At 70.3% G+C, this 20,630-nt stretch carries 16 protein-coding genes, 1 tRNA gene and 3 pseudogenes; 7 read left to right on the top strand and 13 right to left on the bottom strand.

Going from position 1 to position 20,630, the window contains the following annotated elements; all coding sequences use genetic code 11:
* Positions 1 to 115: 115 nt before the first annotated feature.
* The 4 genes and pseudogenes from E1293_RS49675 to E1293_RS28680 form a co-directional block, all read right to left on the bottom strand.
* Positions 116 to 703 (bottom strand): annotated as a pseudogene (locus E1293_RS49675) (IS701 family transposase).
* A 451-nt stretch (positions 704 to 1,154) separates the two neighbouring features.
* On the bottom strand, positions 1,155 to 1,742 hold the full coding sequence (locus E1293_RS28690) for a hypothetical protein (RefSeq protein ID WP_132200604.1): 588 nt from the start codon (positions 1,740 to 1,742) through the stop codon (positions 1,155 to 1,157).
* 613 nt (positions 1,743 to 2,355) lie between these two features.
* Positions 2,356 to 2,931, bottom strand: coding sequence for a Uma2 family endonuclease (locus E1293_RS28685; protein ID WP_165978431.1), 576 nt, complete (start codon positions 2,929 to 2,931; stop codon positions 2,356 to 2,358).
* A gap of 294 nt (positions 2,932 to 3,225) precedes the next feature.
* A tRNA-Gly gene (locus E1293_RS28680) sits at positions 3,226 to 3,296 on the bottom strand.
* Positions 3,297 to 3,369: 73 nt separating this feature from the next.
* Between E1293_RS28680 and dcd the strand changes: the two genes are divergently transcribed.
* The 4 genes and pseudogenes from dcd (at position 3,370) to E1293_RS28660 (ending at position 7,233) form a co-directional block, all read left to right on the top strand.
* Positions 3,370 to 3,945, top strand: coding sequence for a dCTP deaminase (gene dcd / locus E1293_RS28675; protein ID WP_132200602.1), 576 nt, complete (start codon positions 3,370 to 3,372; stop codon positions 3,943 to 3,945).
* A gap of 183 nt (positions 3,946 to 4,128) precedes the next feature.
* Positions 4,129 to 5,373 (top strand): quaternary amine ABC transporter ATP-binding protein, encoded by a 1,245-nt coding sequence (locus E1293_RS28670; protein ID WP_132200601.1) that lies wholly within the window; start codon positions 4,129 to 4,131, stop codon positions 5,371 to 5,373.
* 166 nt (positions 5,374 to 5,539) lie between these two features.
* Positions 5,540 to 6,208, top strand: a pseudogene (locus E1293_RS28665) (ABC transporter permease); the annotation flags it as partial.
* A gap of 140 nt (positions 6,209 to 6,348) precedes the next feature.
* On the top strand, positions 6,349 to 7,233 hold the full coding sequence (locus E1293_RS28660) for a glycine betaine ABC transporter substrate-binding protein (RefSeq protein WP_132200600.1): 885 nt from the start codon (positions 6,349 to 6,351) through the stop codon (positions 7,231 to 7,233).
* 60 nt (positions 7,234 to 7,293) lie between these two features.
* On the opposite strand, the gene E1293_RS28655 is transcribed toward E1293_RS28660, so the two are convergent.
* Positions 7,294 to 8,031: a ZIP family metal transporter gene (locus E1293_RS28655; protein ID WP_132200599.1), complete on the bottom strand. Its 738-nt coding sequence runs from the start codon at positions 8,029 to 8,031 to the stop codon at positions 7,294 to 7,296.
* Positions 8,032 to 8,120: 89 nt separating this feature from the next.
* Positions 8,121 to 10,265 (bottom strand): (Fe-S)-binding protein, encoded by a 2,145-nt coding sequence (locus E1293_RS28650; RefSeq protein ID WP_207939144.1) that lies wholly within the window; start codon positions 10,263 to 10,265, stop codon positions 8,121 to 8,123.
* Positions 10,266 to 10,518: 253 nt separating this feature from the next.
* Here E1293_RS28650 and E1293_RS28645 point away from each other — a divergent pair, with 253 nt between their 5' ends.
* Entirely contained in the window at positions 10,519 to 11,118 is a 600-nt protein-coding gene (locus tag E1293_RS28645; protein WP_132200598.1) for a TIGR03086 family metal-binding protein, read from the top strand.
* A gap of 1 nt (position 11,119) precedes the next feature.
* Here the strand turns inward: E1293_RS28645 and E1293_RS28640 are convergent, their stop codons facing one another.
* Positions 11,120 to 12,328, bottom strand: coding sequence for an acetyl-CoA C-acetyltransferase (locus tag E1293_RS28640; RefSeq protein WP_132200597.1), 1,209 nt, complete (start codon positions 12,326 to 12,328; stop codon positions 11,120 to 11,122).
* 122 nt (positions 12,329 to 12,450) lie between these two features.
* Here E1293_RS28640 and E1293_RS28635 point away from each other — a divergent pair, with 122 nt between their 5' ends.
* On the top strand, positions 12,451 to 13,983 hold the full coding sequence (locus tag E1293_RS28635) for a 3-hydroxyacyl-CoA dehydrogenase (RefSeq protein ID WP_132200596.1): 1,533 nt from the start codon (positions 12,451 to 12,453) through the stop codon (positions 13,981 to 13,983).
* Here E1293_RS28635 and E1293_RS28630 read toward each other — a convergent pair.
* The 3 genes from E1293_RS28630 to E1293_RS28615 form a co-directional block, all read right to left on the bottom strand.
* Positions 13,972 to 15,003, bottom strand: coding sequence for a CU044_5270 family protein (locus E1293_RS28630; protein ID WP_165978430.1), 1,032 nt, complete (start codon positions 15,001 to 15,003; stop codon positions 13,972 to 13,974). The genes E1293_RS28635 and E1293_RS28630 overlap by 12 nt on opposite strands.
* A gap of 2 nt (positions 15,004 to 15,005) precedes the next feature.
* Positions 15,006 to 15,587 carry an RNA polymerase sigma factor gene (locus E1293_RS28620; protein ID WP_243716660.1) on the bottom strand — a complete coding sequence of 194 codons (582 nt, stop codon included), beginning with the start codon at positions 15,585 to 15,587 and terminating at the stop codon, positions 15,006 to 15,008.
* 86 nt (positions 15,588 to 15,673) lie between these two features.
* Complete coding sequence (locus E1293_RS28615; protein WP_132200593.1) at positions 15,674 to 17,179, bottom strand: MFS transporter; 1,506 nt, start codon at positions 17,177 to 17,179, stop codon at positions 15,674 to 15,676.
* Positions 17,180 to 17,288: 109 nt separating this feature from the next.
* Between E1293_RS28615 and E1293_RS28610 the strand changes: the two genes are divergently transcribed.
* Positions 17,289 to 17,993: a TetR/AcrR family transcriptional regulator C-terminal domain-containing protein gene (locus E1293_RS28610; RefSeq protein ID WP_132200592.1), complete on the top strand. Its 705-nt coding sequence runs from the start codon at positions 17,289 to 17,291 to the stop codon at positions 17,991 to 17,993.
* A gap of 121 nt (positions 17,994 to 18,114) precedes the next feature.
* Here the strand turns inward: E1293_RS28610 and E1293_RS28605 are convergent, their stop codons facing one another.
* The 3 genes and pseudogenes from E1293_RS28605 to E1293_RS47740 form a co-directional block, all read right to left on the bottom strand.
* Complete coding sequence (locus E1293_RS28605) at positions 18,115 to 19,302, bottom strand: CU044_5270 family protein (protein ID WP_132200591.1); 1,188 nt, start codon at positions 19,300 to 19,302, stop codon at positions 18,115 to 18,117.
* Positions 19,299 to 19,904 (bottom strand): RNA polymerase sigma factor, encoded by a 606-nt coding sequence (locus tag E1293_RS28600; RefSeq protein ID WP_132200590.1) that lies wholly within the window; start codon positions 19,902 to 19,904, stop codon positions 19,299 to 19,301. The genes E1293_RS28605 and E1293_RS28600 overlap by 4 nt, the downstream gene beginning before the upstream one ends.
* Positions 19,905 to 20,025: 121 nt before the next feature.
* Positions 20,026 to 20,630 (bottom strand): annotated as a pseudogene (locus tag E1293_RS47740) (hypothetical protein); the annotation flags it as partial.

The following is a 20,630-nucleotide window of genomic DNA, read 5'->3' as shown; positions in this document are numbered from 1 at the left end:
TGGCATGCTCTTGTCCCCTTAACCTTTCGGATCCAGGTAAGCCATCAGACCCAGAAACCTCCCTCCGAGTTCCTCCCGACTGAATCGGGGATACAACAAGGCGCCTCGTGGCGCATTAGGCCTCGTCGCCGGTCACCCACCCGAGCACCAGCAGCGGATCGTCGCAGGCGCGTTCGATCATCCGCCAGGCCAGCTCCGGTTTGGTCGCGAACAGTGCACGCTCGGGGACGCCGGCGTCGGCGAGCCGGTCGGAATCGGCGAACCAGGACTCGGGCAGATACAGCTCCCGGTCGATGAGAACCCGCTGCTGGTCGGGGTTCACCTACGAGCAGAACACCCCGATCCGGCAGTTGGTGATCTTGCCTGCGGTTCCGGTGTGTTGGCGTTGCACCCCCGCGCTGCGGCGGCCCTTCTTCTCGAACCCGGTGTCGTCGACCACCAGCGCCCCGCCGGCGTCGCCGAGCCGCTCGGCCACCTGCGCCCGCAGCGCGTCCCGCACCTGGTTGGCGTCCCAGCGGGCGTGGTTGAGCAGCCGCTGCGTCCCGTCCGGCCGCGTGTCCCCGGCGAAGTCCGCCAACGACCAGCCGTTCTTGCGCTCCAGAGCGCTCAACAGCCCCAGCAGATACGACCGGGCCCGCACCCTGGGCTCCCGCCGGCCGAAGAACGGGGCCACCACCTGCGCAAACAGCTCATCGAACCCCATCGGCACCCGACCGGGTCGACATCTTCTACAGTGGGCGGCACGGCCACCGTCGATCGTTTGGTACCAACACACCCACACGATCACAGCGGTGGCCGCCTCAAGTCCCGGCCTCGATCAGACCAAGATCTCCAAGTGCGGCTGGAGTACTAATTGCACGCTAATTGCACGCCGCCTCGCCACCGACCTGCAGCGGGGCCGGGCTGTACCCGGCTGACCGCGCCAAGCCACATCGATGCAAACTATCGGCGCTCCTGCCCCGTCCCGGAGCGGGCGCCCGCGCGAACGGCGAGACGGCTTCCAGAGGGCTTCGCGTGGGCGCACCTCCGGCCGGCGGGGCTACGGGCCGCGAGGCCCCCACTTCGCGCTCGATTAGCGAACGTCCTCATCTTGTCGTGACGAACTGCGGCGCACCCGAGATCAATAATATCCCCGCTCGTGATTGTTGCCACGGTCAGACACACCAGGTCGCACTGGAGGGGCGGCGCTTAACCGTCTTAACCTGAAGGATCTCGATCCCTCGATCGGTCATCTCATCGAGGTTGTGCGCCTTGGTCGCTGACATGTCGTTGAGTAGGATGCGCGCCTGCCCCTCGGGCATCCTTCCCAGGAAGATGTCATAGGAGGACGTATCACCCCCGGCCGGACCTACCGCCAAGGTCGGCTCCACATGCCATGGTTCTGTCCCGTTAGGAGCCGGTATGACCGGACGTGAGGGAAAGTAGGTTCTCTTGTTCTTCAGCTTGTCCTCATCCTGGTGCAGGTGGATGCCGACAACGAACGTGTAGCCTTTCGTCAGCTTCCCGGTCCCGAAAACCGGGACACACCGGTCCACTGTGCCGTTCTCGTCGGATTCGATAGGAAGCATCCGGGGCGGTGTTGCTGCAGAAGCTTCCCCTGATCCCTTGGATTGAGGATTTCCCTTGATCAATTCCAGGACTGCCGCCCCCGTCGTCGTTACTAGCGCAGCGCCAATTATCCCGATGGCCCCCCACCTTGCAGGCCCTCCGGGCACTCCTTCTCGGTCTTGAGTCTCCGTCATTCTTGGCTTCCTATCAGAAGACTCAATTTGCCGCAGCTAACTGCCGGGAAATTATTAAACAGATGCACCACAATGGCCGTTTTGTGGTGGGTAGATCAGCGCGGCGGGACCGGACGAATGGACCGCACACCCGGCACACCGGGGCGGGAGGCACTGGCGACCGTGAAGCGGCAGCCCTTGTGATGCGCTCGTCCAGGCGGAGCGCGACCAATAGCCCGGCAAAGTCGACAGAGTGATCAAGATCATGAATTGGAGATCATGTGCTCTGCCTGGCCTTCAGGGTGGGAGCTGTGACGGGAATCGAACCCGCGCTGTCAGTTTGGGAACCATTGCGAACTCGGCCGCCACCCTCGCTGACCTGCCGTTCAACCGTCCCGCAAGTGACCGTGAGTACCCCTCACTGACCGCCCCTAATGGCACGCTAATGGCACGGCACCGTAGCTACTGACCTGCGCATCCTCGGCCTGCTCGAAGCGGAGACAGCACCCGATCATCCGATGGAAAGTGGACCGGAACGCAAAGCCAGCCACGGCCCGAGCACGGAAACCGCGCGGCAGCGATCGTCGCGACCCCCGGATGGCTGTCCTTGAGGACTGCAACGCGCTACATGTTGTCAGCGTTCGCGAACGGCTTTGAGGTCGATGTCGAGGGCGAAGGGCTGAGTCGCAGTGATCCGGTCGTGGTGCACGCCGGTGGCGACATATCCGCCGCTGGCGTCGTCCAACTCATAGGTATAGACCGCGAACGCCGGTGCGGTCTGGTCGGTCTCCACGCGCCAGTAGTGCCTGATACCGGCTCCCGCGTACAAGGCCGGTCGCATCCGCCGGTCCTTACGCTTGGTCGACGGGGACACCACCTCGGCGACGAGGGTGACCGACTCGGCATGGATGGGACGGTCATAGGGGTCGTGCTCGGTCGAGTACACGACGATATCCGGGGCGATCTCGACCGGTTCTACCTCGTCGTCGTCCAGCAGCACGTCCACATCCGTGTCCACCTGCCAGGCGTCACGAGCGGCGTCTTCGATGCGGGTCGCCAGGCGCCGCGCGATGCGCTGGTGGATCGGGCGGGGCCGGGGGCTCACGACAAGTTCTCCGTGGATGAGGCTCACGCGCACTGGGAGGTCTTCGGGCAGCGCCTCGTAGTCCGCCCGGGTCCAGGTGTCACCGGACGGCAGGGGGAGAGTCATCGCGGGCATGGCTCCTGGCGCCTCCGGTCGGGTCGGTACGGGTACTCACCCAGAGTACCTTCGGCGAATCTCCCCGAGCCTTCGCCGTGACGGCTGCCCGGCACAAGTTGTCAGGCTTCGCCCTCGTTCAGGGTCGGGAAGGAGGCTGAGTGGTGAGGGGGGCAGACGGCGGCAGGGCAACCTCTGGTGCCGGTCGCTTAATTGTCCGCTGATTGCACGGCGAGCACGCGAACCGAGAAACGATCAAGGCCCAGTACCGGAGACTGAGTCCCTGACCTGGGCCTTTGTGGTGGGAGCGGGTGACGGGAATCGAACCCGCGCTGTCAGCTTGGGAAGCTGAAGTTCTACCATTGAACTACACCCGCGTGGTGGCCGCTCGGGGCGGCGTGCCTTGGATACTGTACCGGATCGCTGGTGGGGGTGGGATAGCGTTTCCGGGTGCTGCTCTCCGATCGCGACATCAGGGCCGAGCTCGAGTCCGGGCGGGTCAAGATCGACCCGTATGAGCCGGGGATGGTCCAGCCGTCCAGTGTGGACGTGAGGCTGGACCGGTACTTCCGGGTGTTCGAGAACCACAAGTACCCGCACATCGATCCGGCGGTGGAGCAGCCGGATCTGACGCGGCTGGTGGAGGTCGAGGCGGACGAGGCGTTCGTGCTGCATCCCGGGGAGTTCGTGCTGGCGTCGACGTACGAGATTTTCGGGCTGCCCGAGGATCTGGCGGCGCGGCTGGAGGGGAAGAGTTCGCTGGGGCGGCTCGGGCTGCTGACGCATTCGACGGCGGGGTGGATCGATCCGGGGTTCGGCGGGCATGTGACGCTGGAGCTGTCCAACGTGGCGACGCTGCCGATCAAGTTGTGGCCGGGGATGAAGATCGGGCAGATGTGCCTGTTCCGGACGAGCTCGCCGGCCGAGTACCCCTACGGGGCGGCGAAGTACGGGTCGCGGTACCAGGATCAGCGGGGGCCGACGCCCTCAAGGTCGTATTTGAACTTCCATCGGACGAAGGTGTAGCCGGTTCGTTACCCGAACGTGACGGGGATCACCAAAAGATGAAACATGTTCTCTGGACGGGTAGTTTCGGGCGACGCATGGCTTTGGCGTCTGGTTGACATGCTCTTTGCATGAGACCCCGGGCGCCTGGCCAGGTAGGGCGACCCGTTTCCGCGCATCGACGTGGGAACCCGAAAGGAGATCGTGTCAGTACTCCGCGCGGAAAGCGTCACCAAGCTGTTCGGCCGTAAGACGGCCGAGGCACAGCGGAAACTCAAGGCGGGCGCCGACCTGAAGGCGGTCCGCGACCTCGGGGTCACACCTGCGGTGGTGGACGCCACCTTCGAGGTGCAGCAGGGCGAGATCTTCGTGGTCATGGGCCTGTCGGGGTCGGGGAAGTCGACCCTCATCCGGATGCTGAACGGGCTTCTCGGGGTCACGTCCGGAAGTGTCGAGATCGACGGGCAGGACATCGCGAAGCTGCCGCCGAAGGCGTTGCGAACGCTGCGGCAGGACAAGGTCAGCATGGTCTTCCAGCACTTCGCGCTGTTCCCCCATCGGACGGTTCTGGCGAACGCCGCTTACGGACTGGAGGTCCGCGGCGTCCCGAAGGAAGAACGAGAGAAGAAGGCCCGGGAGTTCCTGGCTCTGGTGGGACTCGAAGGCTGGGAGAGCAAGGTCCCCGGTGAGCTGTCCGGTGGCATGCAGCAGCGCGTGGGCCTCGCCCGCGCGCTTGCCTCCGGCACCGACATCATCCTGATGGACGAGGCGTTCAGCGCGCTGGACCCCCTGATCCGCCGGGAGGTCCAGGACCTGCTCCTCGACCTGCAGAGACGGTTCGGGAAGACCATCGTCTTCATCACGCACGACCTGAACGAGGCCATGCGCATCGGTGACCGCATCGCGGTGATGCGGGAGGGGCGGATCGTCCAGATCGGGACGGCCGAGGAGATCCTCACGGATCCGGCGAACGACTATGTCGCCCAGTTCGTGGCGGACGTGGACCGCACCAGGGTGCTGACGGCCTCGTCGGTCATGGAGAAGCCGCTGGTCACGGTGCTCGCGGACACGGGGCCGCGGACGGCGCTGCGGACGATGCGCGAGCATCAGACGTCGGCGGCGTTCGTGGTGGGACGCGACCGCAGGCTGATCGGGCGGGTGCGCGCGACGGTGATCGCCGACGCGGTGCAGGAGAACGTCCAGAAGCTGGACGGCCTGATCGACCCGGAGGATCCGGAGCCGGTGGCGCCGGACACCCCGGTCGCGGACCTGTTCGTGCGGTGCGCCGAGAGCGATCTGCCGGTGCCCGTCGCGGACGAGGAGGGGACGCTGCTCGGCGTCATCCCGCGGGTGACGCTGCTCGCGGCGCTCGGTGCGATCAACGCCCATGTGGAGGAGGTCGTCGAGGAGCCGGAGCTGGCGCTGACGAAGGAGGGTGGCAGTGAGTAGTCCGATGGCGATCGACCTGCCCCGGGCGCCGGTCGGCGAGTGGTTCGACAACCTGGTGACCTGGTGTACGGATCACCTGTCGTGGCTGTTCGACGGGATCGGGTCCGCGATCGAGTCGTCGGTCGACGGGCTGACCGACGTCCTGAACCTGCTGCCGCCGCTCGGCCTGACGCTGGTGCTGGCCGTGATCGCGCTCGTGCTGTCCGGCTGGAAGCTGGGCGTCTTCACGATCCTCGGGTTCGCGCTGGTCGACAGCATGGAGCTGTGGGAGCCCGCGATGGACTCGCTGGCCTTGGTGCTGGTGTCGGCGGTGGTGTCCACGGTGCTGGCGATACCGATCGGTATCGCGGCGGCGCGCAGCGACCTGGTGAGCCGGATCACCCGGCCGGTGCTCGACTTCATGCAGACGATGCCGGCGTTCGTCTACCTGATCCCGGCGATCTTCTTCTTCAGCATCGGCGCGGTGCCCGGCGTGGTGGCGACGGTGATCTTCGCCATGCCGCCGGGGGTGCGGCTGACCGAGCTCGGCATCCGCGGCGTCGACCCGGAGATGGTGGAGGCGGGCGAGGCGTTCGGCACGCCGCCGAACCGGATCCTGACCCGGATCCAGATCCCGCTGGCGATGCCGTCGATCATGGCGGGCGTCAACCAGCTGATCATGCTGTCGCTGTCGATGGTCGTCATCGCGGGCATGGTCGGGGCGGGCGGGCTCGGCGGCGAGGTGCTGGAGGGCATCAACCGGGTGGACGTCGCGAAGGGCTTCGAGGGCGGTATCGCCGTCGTCGTCCTCGCGATCTACCTGGACCGGCTCACCGGCGCGCTCAGCGAGGGCCCGACGATGCTGCGGGCGCTGATCGAGCGCCGCAGGGCGTCCGACACGTTCCCGGTCGGTGTCGCGGCCGGGTCCGCCGCGGCCGGCGGGGGCAACTGATCCCGCTCCCCCACATCACCATGCAAGCCAACGAAAGGACGGGCATGCACTCCAAGTTCAAGGGCCTGACGGTCGCGGCGATGACGCTGACGCTGGGCCTGAGCGCCGCCGCGTGCGGCGATTCCGACTCCGGTGGGGGTGGGGATGACAAGAACATCACCATCGGCATGGTCTCGGGCTGGGCCGAAGGCGAGGCCGCCACCGCCCTCTGGAAGCGGCTCCTCACCGACAAGGGCTACAAGGTCGAGGTCAAGACCCTCGACACCGGGCCGCTCTACGCCGGCATGTCGAAGGGCGACGTCGACCTGTTCGTCGACTCCTGGCTGCCGAGCACCCACGAGGACTACTGGAAGCAGTACGGCAAGAAGCTGGAGAAGGTCGGCTCCTGGTACGACTCGGCGCCGCTGACGATCGCCGTCCCGAACTACTCGCCGCTGCAGTCGATCGCGGACCTCAAGGGCAAGGGCGGCCAGTACGGCGGGAAGATCGTCGGCATTGAGAAGAGCTCCGGCCTGTACCGGGTGTCGCAGGAGGAGATGCTCCCCGCGTACGGCCTGAAGGACGAGTACGAGGTGACGACGTCCTCGACGGCGGCGATGCTGACCGAGCTGAAGAAGGCCATCGACGCCAAGAAGGACATCGTCGTCACGCTGTGGCGTCCGCACTGGGCGTACTCGAAGTACCCCATCCGCGACCTGAAGGACCCGAAGGGCGCGATGGGCAAGCCGGACGGGATCTACAACGTCGCCCGCAAGGACTTCAGCAAGGACCAGCCGGAGGTCGCGGGCTGGCTGAAGAAGTTCAAGATGGACGACGAGCACCTCGGGACGCTCGAGGACCTGATGGAGAACAAGTACAAGGGCAAGCCGGACCAGGCCGTCGACGAGTGGCTCAAGACGAACAAGAGCTACGCCAACTGGACGGGCTGACCCCAGCCCCCATGCGAAGAGGGCCGTCCGGGCGACCGGGCGGCCCTCTTCGCGCGCGGGTCACCCGGCGAGCCCTACCGTGCAGAGGACGGCCAGCAGGCCGGCCCCGGTCGCGCAGAGCGTCATGATCCGCGGGTGGACGCTGTGCGCCTCCGGCAGGATCTCGGCGGCCGCCAGGTACAGCAGGACGCCCGCGAAGAGCCCCAGGTAGGGCCCGAGGACGGCGTCCGGGACGGTGGCGAGGGTGCCGAGCGCGGCCCCCGCGATCGGGGCGGCGGCGTCGGCGAGCAGCAGCAGGACGGCGGGGCGCTTGTCGGCCCGGTGCAGCGAGGCGGCGGTGAAGGTGTTGAAGCCGTCCGCGAAGTCGTGGGTGACGACGGCGACCGCGACGAAGATCCCGACCTCGGTGCCGGACTGGAAGCCGAGGCCGATGCTGAGGCCGTCCACCAGGCTGTGCGCGATCAGCGCGAACGCGGCGAGCAGCCCGCCCGAGCGGGCGCCGTGGGCGTGGACGTGCGGCGCGTACTCGTCCTCGTGCGCCTGGTGGATCGCGACGGCCTGCTCCACGACGTGCAGCAGGACGAACCCCGCCGCGAACCCGATCATGGGGGCGGGGACGCCGAGCGGCCGCTGCCGCGTCATCTCCAGCGACTCGGGGATCAGGTCGAAGCAGACGACGCCGAGCATCAGGCCGCCCGCCAGCCCGAGGACGAGGTGCCGGTGGTCGCGGACGCGCATCGCCGCCAGCCCTCCGGCGAGCGTCATCACGAACGCGAGGACGGACACGAGCACGGCCATTGTCAGGTCTTACCAGCTCAACGGCCACCGCAACCCACGGGAACGGCCCCGCCCCCCGCCGGTGCGGGGAGCGGGGCCGTCTCAGCGGGCTACTCGGCGGCGACGGGCTCCTTCTCGGCGGCGGGGTCGCCCTTGATGGAGCGGATCAGCAGCTGGGAGACGTCGACGACTTCCAGGGACTCCTTGGCGTCGCCGGCGTTCTTCTTCTCGTTGATGGCGTCACCGAGCATGACCAGGCAGAACGGGCAGGCGGTGGAGACGGTGTCGGGGTTGGTCTCCAGTGCCTCGTCGACCCGCTCGGTGTTGATGCGCTTGCCGATGCGTTCTTCCATCCACATCCGGGCGCCGCCGGCGCCGCAGCAGAAACCGCGGTCCTTGTGCCGGTGCATCTCGCGGGTCTTGACGCCGGGGACGGTCGCCATGATGTCGCGCGGCTGCTTGTAGACCTTGTTGTGGCGGCCCAAGAAGCACGGGTCGTGGTAGGTGATGTTCTCCTCGATCGGGGAGACCGGGGTGAGCTTGCCTTCCTCGACCAGGTGCGCGAGCAGCTGGGTGTGGTGGACGACCTCGTAGTTCCCGCCGATCTGCGGGTACTCGTTCGCCAGGGTGTTGAAGCAGTGCGGGCACGTCGCGACGATCTTCTTCACGCCCGCGTCGTTGAGGGTCTCGACGTTCTGCTGGCCGAGCATCTGGAAGACGAACTCCATGCCCAGACGGCGGGCCGGGTCACCGGTGCAGGCCTCCATCGGGCCGAGCACGGCGAACTTGACGCCCGCGATGTGCAGCAGTTCGGCGACGGCCTTGGTGGTCTTCTTGGCCCGGTCCTCCAGCGCGCCGGCGCAGCCGACCCAGAACAGGTACTCGGTGTCGTCGGAGACCTTGTCGTCGACGACGTCGACCTCGAAGTCCAGCTCCTGGACCCATTCCAGGCGCTTGGTCTCCGACATCCCCCACGGGTTGCCCTTGTTCTCCAGGTTCTTCAGCATGACACCGGCCTCGCTCGGGAACGAGGACTCGATCATGACCTGGAAGCGGCGCATGTCCAGGATGTGGTCGATGTGCTCGATGTCGACCGGGCACTGCTCGACGCACGCACCGCAGTTGGTGCACGACCACAACACGTCCGGGTGGATGACGCCGTCCTCGGCGACCAGCTCCTTGTCCACCTGCATCGCGAGCTTCTGCTCGTCGGTGAACTTCTCCCGCTGCTCCTCGGACGCGGTGACATAGGGAGCCTTGGCCAGCGCGTGGTCGCGCAGCTCCAGCACCAGCATCTTGGGCGACAGCGGCTTACCGGTGTTCCAGGCGGGGCACTGGGACTGGCAGCGACCGCACTCGGTGCAGGTCGCCATGTCCAGCAGGCCCTTCCAGGTGAAGTCCTCGATCTTGCCGCGGCCGAAGACGTCCTCGTCGGGGTCGGCCTCCTCGAAGTCCAGCGGCTTGCCGCCGGACATCATCGGCTGCGCCGGGCCCAGGCCGTCGGGCTGCCGCTTGAACATGACGTTCAACGGGGCCAGGAAGATGTGCAGGTGCTTGGAGTGCACGACGAACACCAGGAAGATCAGCGCGACCGCGATGTGCAGCAGCAGCCCGACCGACTCCAGCACTTCGAGGGTGTCGTGGCTGAGCCCGTCGAACAGGTGCCCGACCAGGTAGGAGAAGTAGGCGCCCTTGCCGTAGTCGAGGTTGCCGCTGGCCCACTCGACGCCGCGGAAGAAGAACATCGTCCAGATCACGTTGAAGATCATGAACAGCGTGATCCACGCACCCGACAGGTGCGAGCCCTTGAACCGCGACCCGCGGTCCAGCCGCTTGGGCGAGTTCTTGATCCGGATCGCGGTGAACACGATCAGGCCCGCGGTACAGGCCAGCGCGATCGTGTCCTGCACGAACCCGATCGGCGCCCACGTCTGCAACCCCGGGACATGCTTGTCCAACCCGAACAGCAGCGCGACCGCCGCCTCCAGGTACACCGTGATCAGCAGGATGAACGCCCACATCACCGCGAAGTGCGCGGCGCCGGCCAGCGTCCACTTCAGCAGCTTGCGCTGCCCCAGGACCTCAACGGCCTGCCCCTCGACCGCCTTGGACGGCTCCCGCCGCACCTGCAGCGTCCGCTCCGGATCGGGCTGCCCGCTCTTGGCGATCGCATACAGGAACAGCACCCGCCGTCCGGCGAGCGCCAGGGCGACCGCCGTTCCGGCGAGCCCGATGACCAACGTGATCCAGAACACTGTTCCGTCCTCCTGGGGTACGGGCGATGGCAGTCAGCGTAGGGCTCGCGTCAGACTGCTCTTCCTCCGGGGCCCGAATACTACTCGGTAGTAGCTTATGCGTCACAATTCCCTGGTCAGGTGTTCGTCATACCTTAGAGATCGGGCACCGATGAGTCTCGCGCGGTCCCCGAGTCCATACCACGTGGACGGGACGCGTCCAGCCGCGTCCCGTCCACCGGTATGCCGAACGGAGGACCCCATGATGACCCCGATGCCCGATATCGCCCCGGCCGCCCGGCGGATGGCCGACCTGCTCGCGGGGGTGCGCGACTTCCAGCTCGACGCCCCGACACCCTGCGCCGACACCTCTCTCGGCGCGCTCATCGACCACGTGAGCGGCCTGTCCCTCGCCTTCACCTGGGCCGCGACGAAGAACTTCCCGGACGGGGGCTCGCAGCCGCCGTCCGCCGGCCAGGCCGGGATCGGGGACGAGACCGCCCTGCCACCGGACTGGCGAGCCCGCCTTCCCGAGCGGCTCGACGCGCTCGCCGCCGCCTGGCGCGTCCCGGACGCGTGGCAGGGCATGACCGCCGCCGGCGGCCTCGACCTGCCCGGCGACACGGCCGGGCACGTCGCGCTGAACGAGCTGGTCGTGCACGGCTGGGACATCGCCCGCGCCAGCGGCCAGCCCTACGACGCCAGCAAGGACGAGATCGAGGCATGCCTCGTCTTCGTCGCGCCGTCCGTCGAGCAGAGCGGCGGCGAGGGCGTCCCGGGCCTGTTCGGCCCCGCCCTCGGCGCCCCGCAGGACGCCTCCCCCCTCGACCGCCTGATAGCCATGACCGGCCGCGACCCCGCCTGGACGCCCTGACCTAGACGCGCTCGAAGATCGCGGCCAGTCCCTGGCCGCCGCCGATGCACATGGTCTCCAGGCCGTAGCGGGCCTCGCGGCGGTGCATCTCGCGGGCGAGGGTCCCGAGGATGCGGGCGCCGGTGGCGCCGACGGGATGGCCGAGGGAGACGCCGGAGCCGTGCACGTTGACGCGGTCCCAGTCGGCGTCCTTGAGGCCCCATTCGCGGGTGACGGCGAGGACCTGGGCGGCGAACGCCTCGTTCAGCTCGATGAGGCCGATGTCGGCGAGGGTGAGGCCGGCGGCGTCCAGGGCCTTGGCCGTGGCGGGGACGGGCCCGATGCCCATCGTCTTGGGCGGGACGCCCGCGCGCCCCCAGGAGACGAGCCGGACGAGCGGCCGCAGGCCCAGCTCCTCGGCGCGCTCGGGTGTGGTGACGATGCAGGCGGCGGCCGCGTCGTTCTGCCCGCTCGCGTTCCCGGCGGTCACGGTGGCCTCGGCGTCCTGCTTCCCGAGGACGGGACGGAGCTTCGCCAGCCCCTCGGCCGTCGTGTCGGGACGCGGGTGCTCGTCGGTGTCGACGACCGTGTCCCCCTTGCGCGACCGGAGGGTCACCGGCACGATCTCCTCGCCGAAGACCCCCGACCGCTGCGCGGCGACGGCCCGCCGGTGGGACCGGACGGCCAGCTCGTCCTGCTCCTCGCGTCCGATGCCGTACTCGCGGCGCAGGTTCTCGGCCGTCTCCAGCATCCCGCCCGGCACGGGGTGGTTGACGCCGCCGGCGGTCACGCGGCCTCGCGCGAGCGCGTCGTGCAGTTCGAGGGACGGCCCGCGGATCCCCCAGCGCCCCTGCGTCGTGTAGAACGGCGCGCCGCTCATGCTCTCCGCGCCACCCGCGATGATCAGGTCGCTGACGCCGGTCTGGATCTGCATGGCCGCGTTCAGGACGGCCTGGAGCCCCGACCCGCACCGCCGGTCGAGCTGCGTGCCGCCGACGGAGATTGGCAGCCCGGCGTCCAGCGCGGCGACGCGTCCGATGGCGGGGGCGTCGGACGTCGGATAGCAGTGCCCGAGGACGACCTCGTCGATCGCGTCGCCGGGCAGCCCGGTGCGCTCGACCATGGCGCGGATGACGGTCGCGGCGAGCTCGACGGGCGGGACGGTCTTCAGCACCCCGCCGAACCGGCCGATCGGGGTACGCAGCGGCTCGCAGATCACCGCGTCGGGCATGGCGGTCTCCTCAGGCTGTGGTTCCGGGCACTTCGCAGGTTACGACCCGCGTTCGGCAGGGCCGTCTCCGCCCTTCCGCCCAACGGAGGGTTGAATACAGGGACGGACGCGAGGAGGCGGCGGTGGAGCAGTGGGCGCGGCGGGTGAGGACGGTCCGGGTTATCGGTACCGGGGCGATGGGGCGCGGGATCGCGCAGCTCGCCGCGGCGGGCGGGCTGACCGTCGAGCTGGCCGACATCCGGATGGAGGCCGTGGTCGACGCGGCCGAGTACATCGGCGGGATGTTCGACAGGCTCGTGGCCAAGGGGCGGATGTCCGCCGAGGACGCGCGGGCGGCCAAGGGACGGCTCAGTCCGGTCGGTGAGCCGCTCACCCCGTTCCAGGACTGCGATCTCGTCGTGGAGGCCGTCCGCGAGGACATCGAGACCAAGCGTGAGCTGTTCAGGTCCCTGGAGAAGGTGTGCCCGGAGCACACGGTCCTGGTGACCAACACCAGTTCGCTGCCCGTTACGGCGATCGCGGCCGCGCTGGAGGACCCGTCCAGGGTGGCGGGGCTCCATTTCTTCAATCCGGTGCCGTTGATGCGGCTGGTCGAGGTGATCCCGGGGGCGCGCACGGCCGAGTGGATCCCGGACGCGCTCGCCGACCTGGTGAGGCGTCTCGGTCACGAACCGGTGCTCGCGCCAGACGCGCCTGGGTTCCTCGTCAACCACGCTGGGCGCGGCCTAGTGACGGAGGCCCTGCAGATCCTTACCGAGGGTGCTGCTGAGCCCGTCGACATCGATCGCATCGCGCGGGACGTCCTCGGCCTGAAGATGGGGCCTTGCGAGCTGCTCGACCTCACCGGGATGGACGTGTCGCACCCGGTGATGGAGTCCATCTGGACGGGCTTCTACACGGAGCCGCGGTTCCGTCCGTCCAGGCTCGGGCGGGCGCGTCTGGAGGCGGGCCTCTACGGACGCAAGACGGGCGAGGGGTTCTACAAGTACGTGGACGGCGCCAAGCAGGAGCCGCCGGAGCTGACGGCACCGGAGGTGGAACCACGCCCTGTGTGGGTCCACCCCCAGTACCGCCAGGAACTTGGGGCGCTGCTGTCGGCGGCCGGCGTCGAGGTCGAGTCGGGCGACGAACCGTCGAATCAGGCGGTCGTGCTGGTCGCGCCGTTCGGGCAGAGCACTGTCGACGCCGCCAAGGGGCTCCCCCTGGAGCGCACCCTGGGTATTGACCCGTTCGGCGGATTCTTCACCCGCCTCACCGTGGCCGTCCACCCGGGCGTCGACAAGGAGGCGGGCCGCGCCGGGATCGCCGCCCTGGCCGCCACGGGACGTTCGCTGACGGTCGTCCGCGACGCCCCGGCCCCCGTGGCTCAGCGGCTCCTCGCCTCGATCGTGAACGTGGGGTGCGGCATCGCCGAGCAGCGGCTGGCCCGCCCGCAGGACATCGACACCGCCGTCCGGCTCGGCCTCGGCTACCCGCGGGGGCCGCTGGAGCTGGGCGACAGCGCGGGCGCCGACCAGGTCCTGGAGATCCTGCGCGGGCTCCAGGCGTCCACCGGCGACCCGCGCTACCGTCCGAGCACCTGGCTGGCCGAACGAGCCGCCCTAGCCCTGCCCCTCACCGAGACGGGCACCGCCCCGCCCGACCTACTCGCCTAGCGGGGGGACCTTGTCGGTCCAGCCGTGGGAGACGAGCGCGGTGTAGGCGACCACCGTCCCGGGCTTGGTGCCGCGCGATGCCTTGCCCGGCTGCACCAGCACGGACTCCTGGGCCAGGAGGCGGCCCGTCGCCGGGTCGATCACGAGCCGCTCGTCCACGACGGCGTCGTCCGCGTGCACCCGCCGGGCGACGCCGTCGCCGTGCCGGCCGAGCGGGTCGGTGACGGGGCCGAGGGGACGGATCCCCGGCGAGTCCGCGAGCAGCCGGTACATCGCGGCGCGCACGGCGGGCTTCACGGGCGCGGCGCCGATCTTCTGTGCGTTGCTCATCAGCCACTCGGCGGGGTCGACTCCCGGGACCTGCTTGAGCGCCCGGTCCAGGAACCGCCGGAGGTCCTGCGGGTCGGCGGGCAGCTTCCGCACGTCCGGCGATGCGGCCCCCTCCCAGTCGGCGAGCCGGAACGCCTCACCGCCCTTGACCTTCGTCTTCGTCCAGCCCGTCGCGCCACCCGCCGATGGTTCCGGGCGCCCGGACGGGGACGGGCCTCCCAACGGGGCAGGCCCGAGGTCGCGGCGGCTGACCACGCGCTCGGCGAGCCAGGCGGCCTTGCCGGGGCCGGCGTCCCACAGGCCCGTCTCGCGGACGGAGTAGTACTCGCGGCCGCCCATGAGAAGGTGACCGCCCTCCCGGGTCACCGACGACCAGTAGCGTCCGTGGCCGGCCGGGGCGGCCTGCGCCTTGGTCGCCGCGGCCAGCAGCACGGTGCGGGCCGAGTCCGGGGACGCGGACGGGGACGGCGCCCGGGGCGTCGTGCCGGAGGAGAGCACGACGGCGCCCGCGGCGACGGCGGCCACCGCGGCGAGGCCGGCACCGAGCACCGGCCGGGGCATCCGGACCCGGCGCGGGAAGGCGCGCCGCGGCGCGTGCATCTCGCGCCGGAGCCGGGCCCGGCCGCGCGCCTCGTCGTCCGGCGCGGGCGGCTCGTCGAGCATCGTGGCAATCAGCTGGAACTCGTCCATGGTCAGAGTCCTTCCGTGTCGAGGGCGGTGGGCAGCGCGGCCCGCAGCTTCCTGCGGGCGCGGGACAGGCGAGAGCCAACGGTGCCGTACGGGATGCCCAGCACCTCCGCGATCTCCTCGTGGGTGAGCTGGGCGAGCGCCTTGAGCAGGACGACGTCGCGGTCCTTGCGGGACAGCGCCGCCAGCGCGCGGGCGAGGGACGGCTGCAGACGCTCGGCGGACACCGACGTCGCGACGCGCTCGTCGTGGCCGTCCGGGTCCCGGTCCGGGCCGACCTGGGCGAGCAGCCGGTAGCGGCGGGTCTCGGTGCGGCGGTGCTGCGCGATGAGCCTGGTCGCGATGCCGAACAGCCAGGGCCGGACCGTCCCGCGGGCCGGGTCGAAGGCGGCGCGGCGGCGGAACGCGGCGAGGAACGTCTCGGCCACGACGTCGTCGGCCGCCTGCCGGCCGAGGCGCCCGGCGACGTAGCGGTGGACGTCGGCGAAGTACCGGTCGTAGACGGCGGTGAAGCGGTCGGCGTCGCGGACGGACGCGGCGAGCAGCGCGGCGTCGTCCGCCAGGTCGGTGTCGGGCGGGGCGGTCACGCGGCCGCCCCTTCCGTGGGGTCCGGCATGAGGCACCTCCGGGGGGATGGTCATCATCTGTACTCCGCCGGACGCCCGAGCAGCTTTCACGCGGCGCCTGCGACCTTTTCGGGCTCGGCGTCTGATGCGGTCGGGCGCGGGGTGCCGCGCAGGGCGAACGCCGCGAAGAGGGCGGCGGCCAGCATCACGCCGGCCGCGGCCAGCGAGCCGACGGTGACCGCGTGCGCGAAGGCGTCCTTGGCGGCGGACGTGAGGCCGGGGTCGCCGGCGGCGAGGGCCTCGCCGAGCGAGTGGCGGGCGGACGAAGGCGCCGTGGACGGGAGGCCGCGGGCGTAGGCGGCGGAGATGACGCTGCCGAGGACGGCGACGCCGAGGGCGCTGCCGAGTTCCTGGCCCGCGTCGTTCACGGCGGAGCCGACCCCCGCCTCCTCCGGCGGGACGGCGGCCATCAGCGTGCTGTAGGCGGCCGGGGTGCCGGCCCCGGCGCCGAAGCCGACGATGACCAGGCCGGCGGCGAGGACGGCGTAGCCGTCATCGGTCGCGGTGAGGCCGAGGACGGCGAGCCCGGCCGCGAGGACGCCGAACCCGGCGACGAGGGCGGGCCGGCCGCCGAACCGCGACTCCAGCCAGGCGCCGAGCCCGTTCCCGGCGCCGGCCGCGACGGCGACGGGCAGCAGCGCGAGCCCGGCCTTGAGCGGCCCGTACCCGTGCACGAGCTGGAGCAGCTGGGTCAGCGCGAACAGGACCCCGGCCAGCGCGAACCCGAACATCGCGATCATGGTCGCGGCGGCGGAGAACTCGCGGCGGCGCAGCAGGCGCAGGTCGAGCATCGGCTCGGGGTTGCGGGCCTGCCACCAGACGAACAGGGCGAGCGCGGCGATGCCCGCCCCGGCCGCGGTCAGCGTGCGGGCGCCCGTCCAGCCGTGCTGCGGGCCGGAGATGATCGCCCACACGAGCGCCGACATGCCCGCCGTGGACAGGACGGCGCCGGGCACGTCCGGGCGCCGCCGCGGCCCCCGCGACTCGGGGACGAGGACCAGCAGCCCGATGACGGCCACGACCGTGACGGGCACGTTCACCAGGAAGACCGAGCCCCACCAGAAGTGCTCCAGCAGGAGCCCGCCGAGCGTCGGCCCGGCGGCGAGCCCGACCATGGACATCGCGCCCCAGATCGCGAACGCCTTGGCGCGCTCGTCCGGGCCGAACACCTGCGCCATGATCGACAGCGTTCCGGGCATCAGGAGCGCGCCGCCGACGCCCATCACCGCCCGCATCGCGACGAGCTGCGCCGGGTTCGCGGCGAAGGCGGCGAGCAGCGACCCGGCGCCGAACAGCGCGAAGCCGATGAGCATGGCGCGGCGGCGCCCGTGCCGGTCGCCGAGGCTGCCCGCGGTGATCAGCAGCCCGGCGAAGACCAGCGAGTAGGCGTCGATCATCCACTGGACGTCGGACGTGGTGGCGTCCAGCTCGCTGAGCAGCGACGGGATCGCCACGTTCAGGATCGTGTTGTCGACCATCACCACGACGAGGCTGAGGCACAGCACGCCGAGGATCTGCCAGCGCCGGGGATGCGGGGCCGGAGGTGCGGTCATGACCACTCCCAGGTTCTCGTACAGCGTTCGAATTGTCTCGCACACTGTACGACTCGACTCGCACGCCGTTCAAGCCCCGGTACCCTGTACGAGGAGAGGGAGGGCTGCGATGGCCGGAGAGAACAGGACGGCGTCCGTCTGGGTGCGGCCGGAGAAGGCGCGGCGCGAGCAGCCGACGCTCGGCCGCGACCAGATCGTCGACGCCGCGCTCGAACTGCTCGACGCCGAGGGCCTGACCGGGCTCAGCATGCGCCGCCTCGGCACCCGGCTGAACTCCGGCGCGACCTCCGTGTACTGGCACGTCGCGAACAAGGACGAGCTGCTCGAACTCGCCCTCGACCGGGTCATGGCCGAGGTGGGCGTCCCGGCCGGGGACGGCTGGCGCGCCGCCGCGGACGGCTACGCCCGCAGCCTCCGCGCGATGATCCACCGCCATCCGTGGACGGTCACGCTCTTCGGCAGCCGTCCCATGATCGGCCCGAACGCGACTCGCGTCCTGGACGAGGTCCTCGCCGCGTTCGGCGCCGCCGGCTTCACCGGGTTCGACCTCGAATACGCCTGGTCGGCCGTCGTCGACTACGTCATCGGCGCCGCCGGCAGCGAGGCGAGCTGGCAGCGCAGCCAGCCCGGCACGTCCGCCGCCGAATGGGTCGAGGACCTCGCCCCCTACCTGAACCGGCTGGACGAGGAGCGCCCCGGGCTCGCCACCCACATCCGCGACATCTGGATGAAGGAGACCGGCGACGTCCTGGAGGGCCGCTTCTCCTTCGGCCTCGCCAGCGTCCTGGACGGCCTCGAAACCCGCCGTCCCTGACACCTCTGGCACTCCTGACACCACGATGCCCTCCGCCCGGACGGCGGGCGGAGGGCATCGGCGGGGAGGCGGCGGTCGCCGAGGGATAACGCAGCGTTCACCACCTCCGGGTCGGGAAGCGTCAGAAGGGCAGCTTCGCGGGCGGCTTCGGCTTCGTGTCGGTCCAGCCCGTCGAGCGGACGGCCACGTAGTTGATGACGAAGCCCGACTTCATCTCCGAATACCGGCCGCCGGGCTTGGTCAGCGTGTCCTGGACGGACAGCACGCCGCCGGTCTTCTCATCGAAGACGATCACTTGGCGGTGACTGTAAGTCCCCTGCTCGGCCTTCGGCCCGCCGTACTCGCCGGTGCTCGTCGCGGTGCGCTCTGCGGAGGCCAGTGCCACGCCCTGGCGCCCCAGCGGGTCGGCGACATGGCCGATCGCCTGGATGCCCGGCCGGGCTGCCAGCGCTCGCATCAGCCCCGCCCGCACCTTCGGCGGGACCGGGGTACCGCCAAGGATGGACGACGTCCGCCAGATTGCGGCAGGGGCCGTCTGCGGGCCCCTCAGCTTCCGCGCGCGAGCCGCGGGATCCATCCCCCGGCTCGCCTCCTCGCCGCTCAGGAACATCTCGGCGAGCTTGGCGGGATCGGTCGGCAAGTTCTGCCACTCCTCGGCCGGCTTGCCCAGGAACTCACCGCCACCCTCGGGGTCGATGCCGACCTCCGGGCCGTCCGACCGCCACTTCGTCGCCTTGGCGGCGTAGGTGTAGTAGTGGTCGTTGGACCAGACCCGGAACTTCGACGGTGACCCGGCCTTCTTCCACAGCGCCTCGTCCTGCGGGGTGAGCGGCCTGGCCGGCAGGTCGCGCCCGTAGTACGCCTCGCCGGTCCCCTTCTTCACACCGGTCCAGTTGAACGACTCGCTCGCCGCGCCGACGATCGCGTACGCGCCGGTCTTCGCCCGGACGATGTACGACTGCCCGTCGATGCGGTCGGTGTACCAGTACTTGCCGGTCGGCGCCAACTCCACCTTGGCCGCAGCCGCGAGCACCGCCTGCCTGTTCAGGTCGACGTTGGACGGCGCGTCCGGCGATCCCGGCGAGCCCTGGCCGGTGACGGCGATGGCGACGGCCGCCGCCGCACCCGCCGCGACCAGTCCGGCGCCCAGCCCGACCGGCCACGTGAACCGGCGCCGCCCTCCCGTCCGGACACGCCTCCCGGTCATCTCGTCCTCCAGCAGGGCCAGCGCCTTCGCCGTGGCCGCGTCCGTCGGGGGCGGCGGCTCGCTCAGCAGGCCCCGGACCCGGTCCATCTCGTTCGCGTTCATGCGGGCGTCTCCTCGACGATCAGCGCGGGGTTGGTTCCGCCGAGCGACTCCCGCAGGCGGCGCCGGGCACGGTTCAGGCGGGACCCGACCGTGCCGGTCTTCAGGCCGAGCGCCTGCCCGACCTCCTCGTAGGACAGGTCGGCCAAAGCCACCAGCAGCAGGACGTCCCGGTCCCCGCGCGGCAGCCGGGCCAGCGCGTCGGCCAGGTCCGCGCCCGCGTCCCCGGCCGTGACGCGGGCGGTGACGACGTCCTCGTGACCGTCCTGGAAACGCTCGGCGGGCGTGCGCGCCAACGCCCGGTAGCGGCGGCCCTCCGCGCGCCGGTGCAGCCCGATCAGCCGGGTCGCGATGCCGTACAGCCACGGCCGGACGGTCCCGCGCGCCGGGTCGAACCGTCCGCGCTTGCGGAACGCGGCGAGGAACGTCTCGGCAGCGATGTCGTCCGCGGCGTCCACACCGAGCCGCCGGGCCGCGTACCCGTGGATCGCGGCGAAGTGCCGGTGAAAGATCTCCGCGAACGCGGCGGGCTCGCGCCGCGAGCGGACGATCGCCGCCGCGTCGGACGCGTCCCCGCCGGTATCCGGCGGGCGGTGATGGGCCATGGGGCTGATCCTCGCTGTGGGGGAGTTGCACGACACCCGGTTCTCAACCGATCCCCCGTTCCGCCTTCACGCGCGAGCGCCCCCCGCCCGGGGCGGCGGGCGGAGGGCGCTCGGCCCCCGGTCAGAAGGGCAGCTCGGCGGGCGGCTTCGGCTTCGTATTCGTCCAGCCTGAGGCGCGCTCCACCTCGTAGTTGATGACGAAGCCCGGCTTCATCTCCGCGTACTTCCCGCCCGGCCCGGTCAGCTGGGTCTGGTTGGACAGCAGCGCCCCGGTTCGCTCATCGAAGATGATCTCGAAGCGGTAGCGGTACGTCCCCTGCTCGGCCTTCGGCGTGCCGAAGTCGGCGGTGTCCGTGGCGGTACGGTCGCCGGTGGCGAGCGCGACGCCCGCGCGCCCCAGCGGGTCGGTGGTGCGGCCGACCGCGTGGACCCCGGGCTGGGCCGCCAGTGCCCGCATCAGGCCGGCTCGGACCTTCGGCGGCAGCGGTCCTGAGAGCATCGCCGCCGTCCGCTGTATCTGCGCATTGGGGAGGATTTCGTCAGTGATGTGGGGTGGCTTCCGCTTCAGATTCTGCGCCTTCTCGCGGGTCGGGCGCTCGATCGCCGTCCGGCTGAGGAACTTCTCGGCGAGCGCGGCCGGGTCGGTCGGCAGCGCCTGCAGATCCTCGATCGTGGCTTCGCGGCGCCCCGGGCCGTAGAACCCCCCGCCGCCCCGCTCGTCGACAC

It is taken from the genome of Actinomadura darangshiensis, from assembly GCF_004349235.1.
Classification (GTDB): domain Bacteria; phylum Actinomycetota; class Actinomycetes; order Streptosporangiales; family Streptosporangiaceae; genus Spirillospora; species Spirillospora darangshiensis.
Note: the sequence above shows the minus strand (reverse complement) of the source record. Positions and strands in the feature narration are given on the sequence as shown.

Bases quoted from the DNA above. Each gene is read 5' to 3' on its own strand.
- E1293_RS28640 (WP_132200597.1), bottom strand. From the start codon at position 12,328: ATGCCCGACGCGGTGATCTGCGAGCCGCTGCGTACCCCGATCGGCCGG.
- E1293_RS28655 (WP_132200599.1), bottom strand. From the start codon at position 8,031: ATGGCCGTGCTCGTGTCCGTCCTCGCGTTCGTGATGACGCTCGCCGGA.
- E1293_RS28690 (WP_132200604.1), bottom strand. From the start codon at position 1,742: ATGACGGAGACTCAAGACCGAGAAGGAGTGCCCGGAGGGCCTGCAAGG.
- E1293_RS28610 (WP_132200592.1), top strand. From the start codon at position 17,289: ATGGCCGGAGAGAACAGGACGGCGTCCGTCTGGGTGCGGCCGGAGAAG.
- E1293_RS28615 (WP_132200593.1), bottom strand. From the start codon at position 17,179: ATGACCGCACCTCCGGCCCCGCATCCCCGGCGCTGGCAGATCCTCGGC.
- E1293_RS28660 (WP_132200600.1), top strand. From the start codon at position 6,349: ATGCACTCCAAGTTCAAGGGCCTGACGGTCGCGGCGATGACGCTGACG.
- E1293_RS28600 (WP_132200590.1), bottom strand. From the start codon at position 19,904: ATGGCCCATCACCGCCCGCCGGATACCGGCGGGGACGCGTCCGACGCG.
- E1293_RS28645 (WP_132200598.1), top strand. From the start codon at position 10,519: ATGCCCGATATCGCCCCGGCCGCCCGGCGGATGGCCGACCTGCTCGCG.
- E1293_RS28630 (WP_165978430.1), bottom strand. From the start codon at position 15,003: ATGGACGAGTTCCAGCTGATTGCCACGATGCTCGACGAGCCGCCCGCG.
- E1293_RS28685 (WP_165978431.1), bottom strand. From the start codon at position 2,931: ATGACTCTCCCCCTGCCGTCCGGTGACACCTGGACCCGGGCGGACTAC.
- E1293_RS28605 (WP_132200591.1), bottom strand. From the start codon at position 19,302: ATGAACGCGAACGAGATGGACCGGGTCCGGGGCCTGCTGAGCGAGCCG.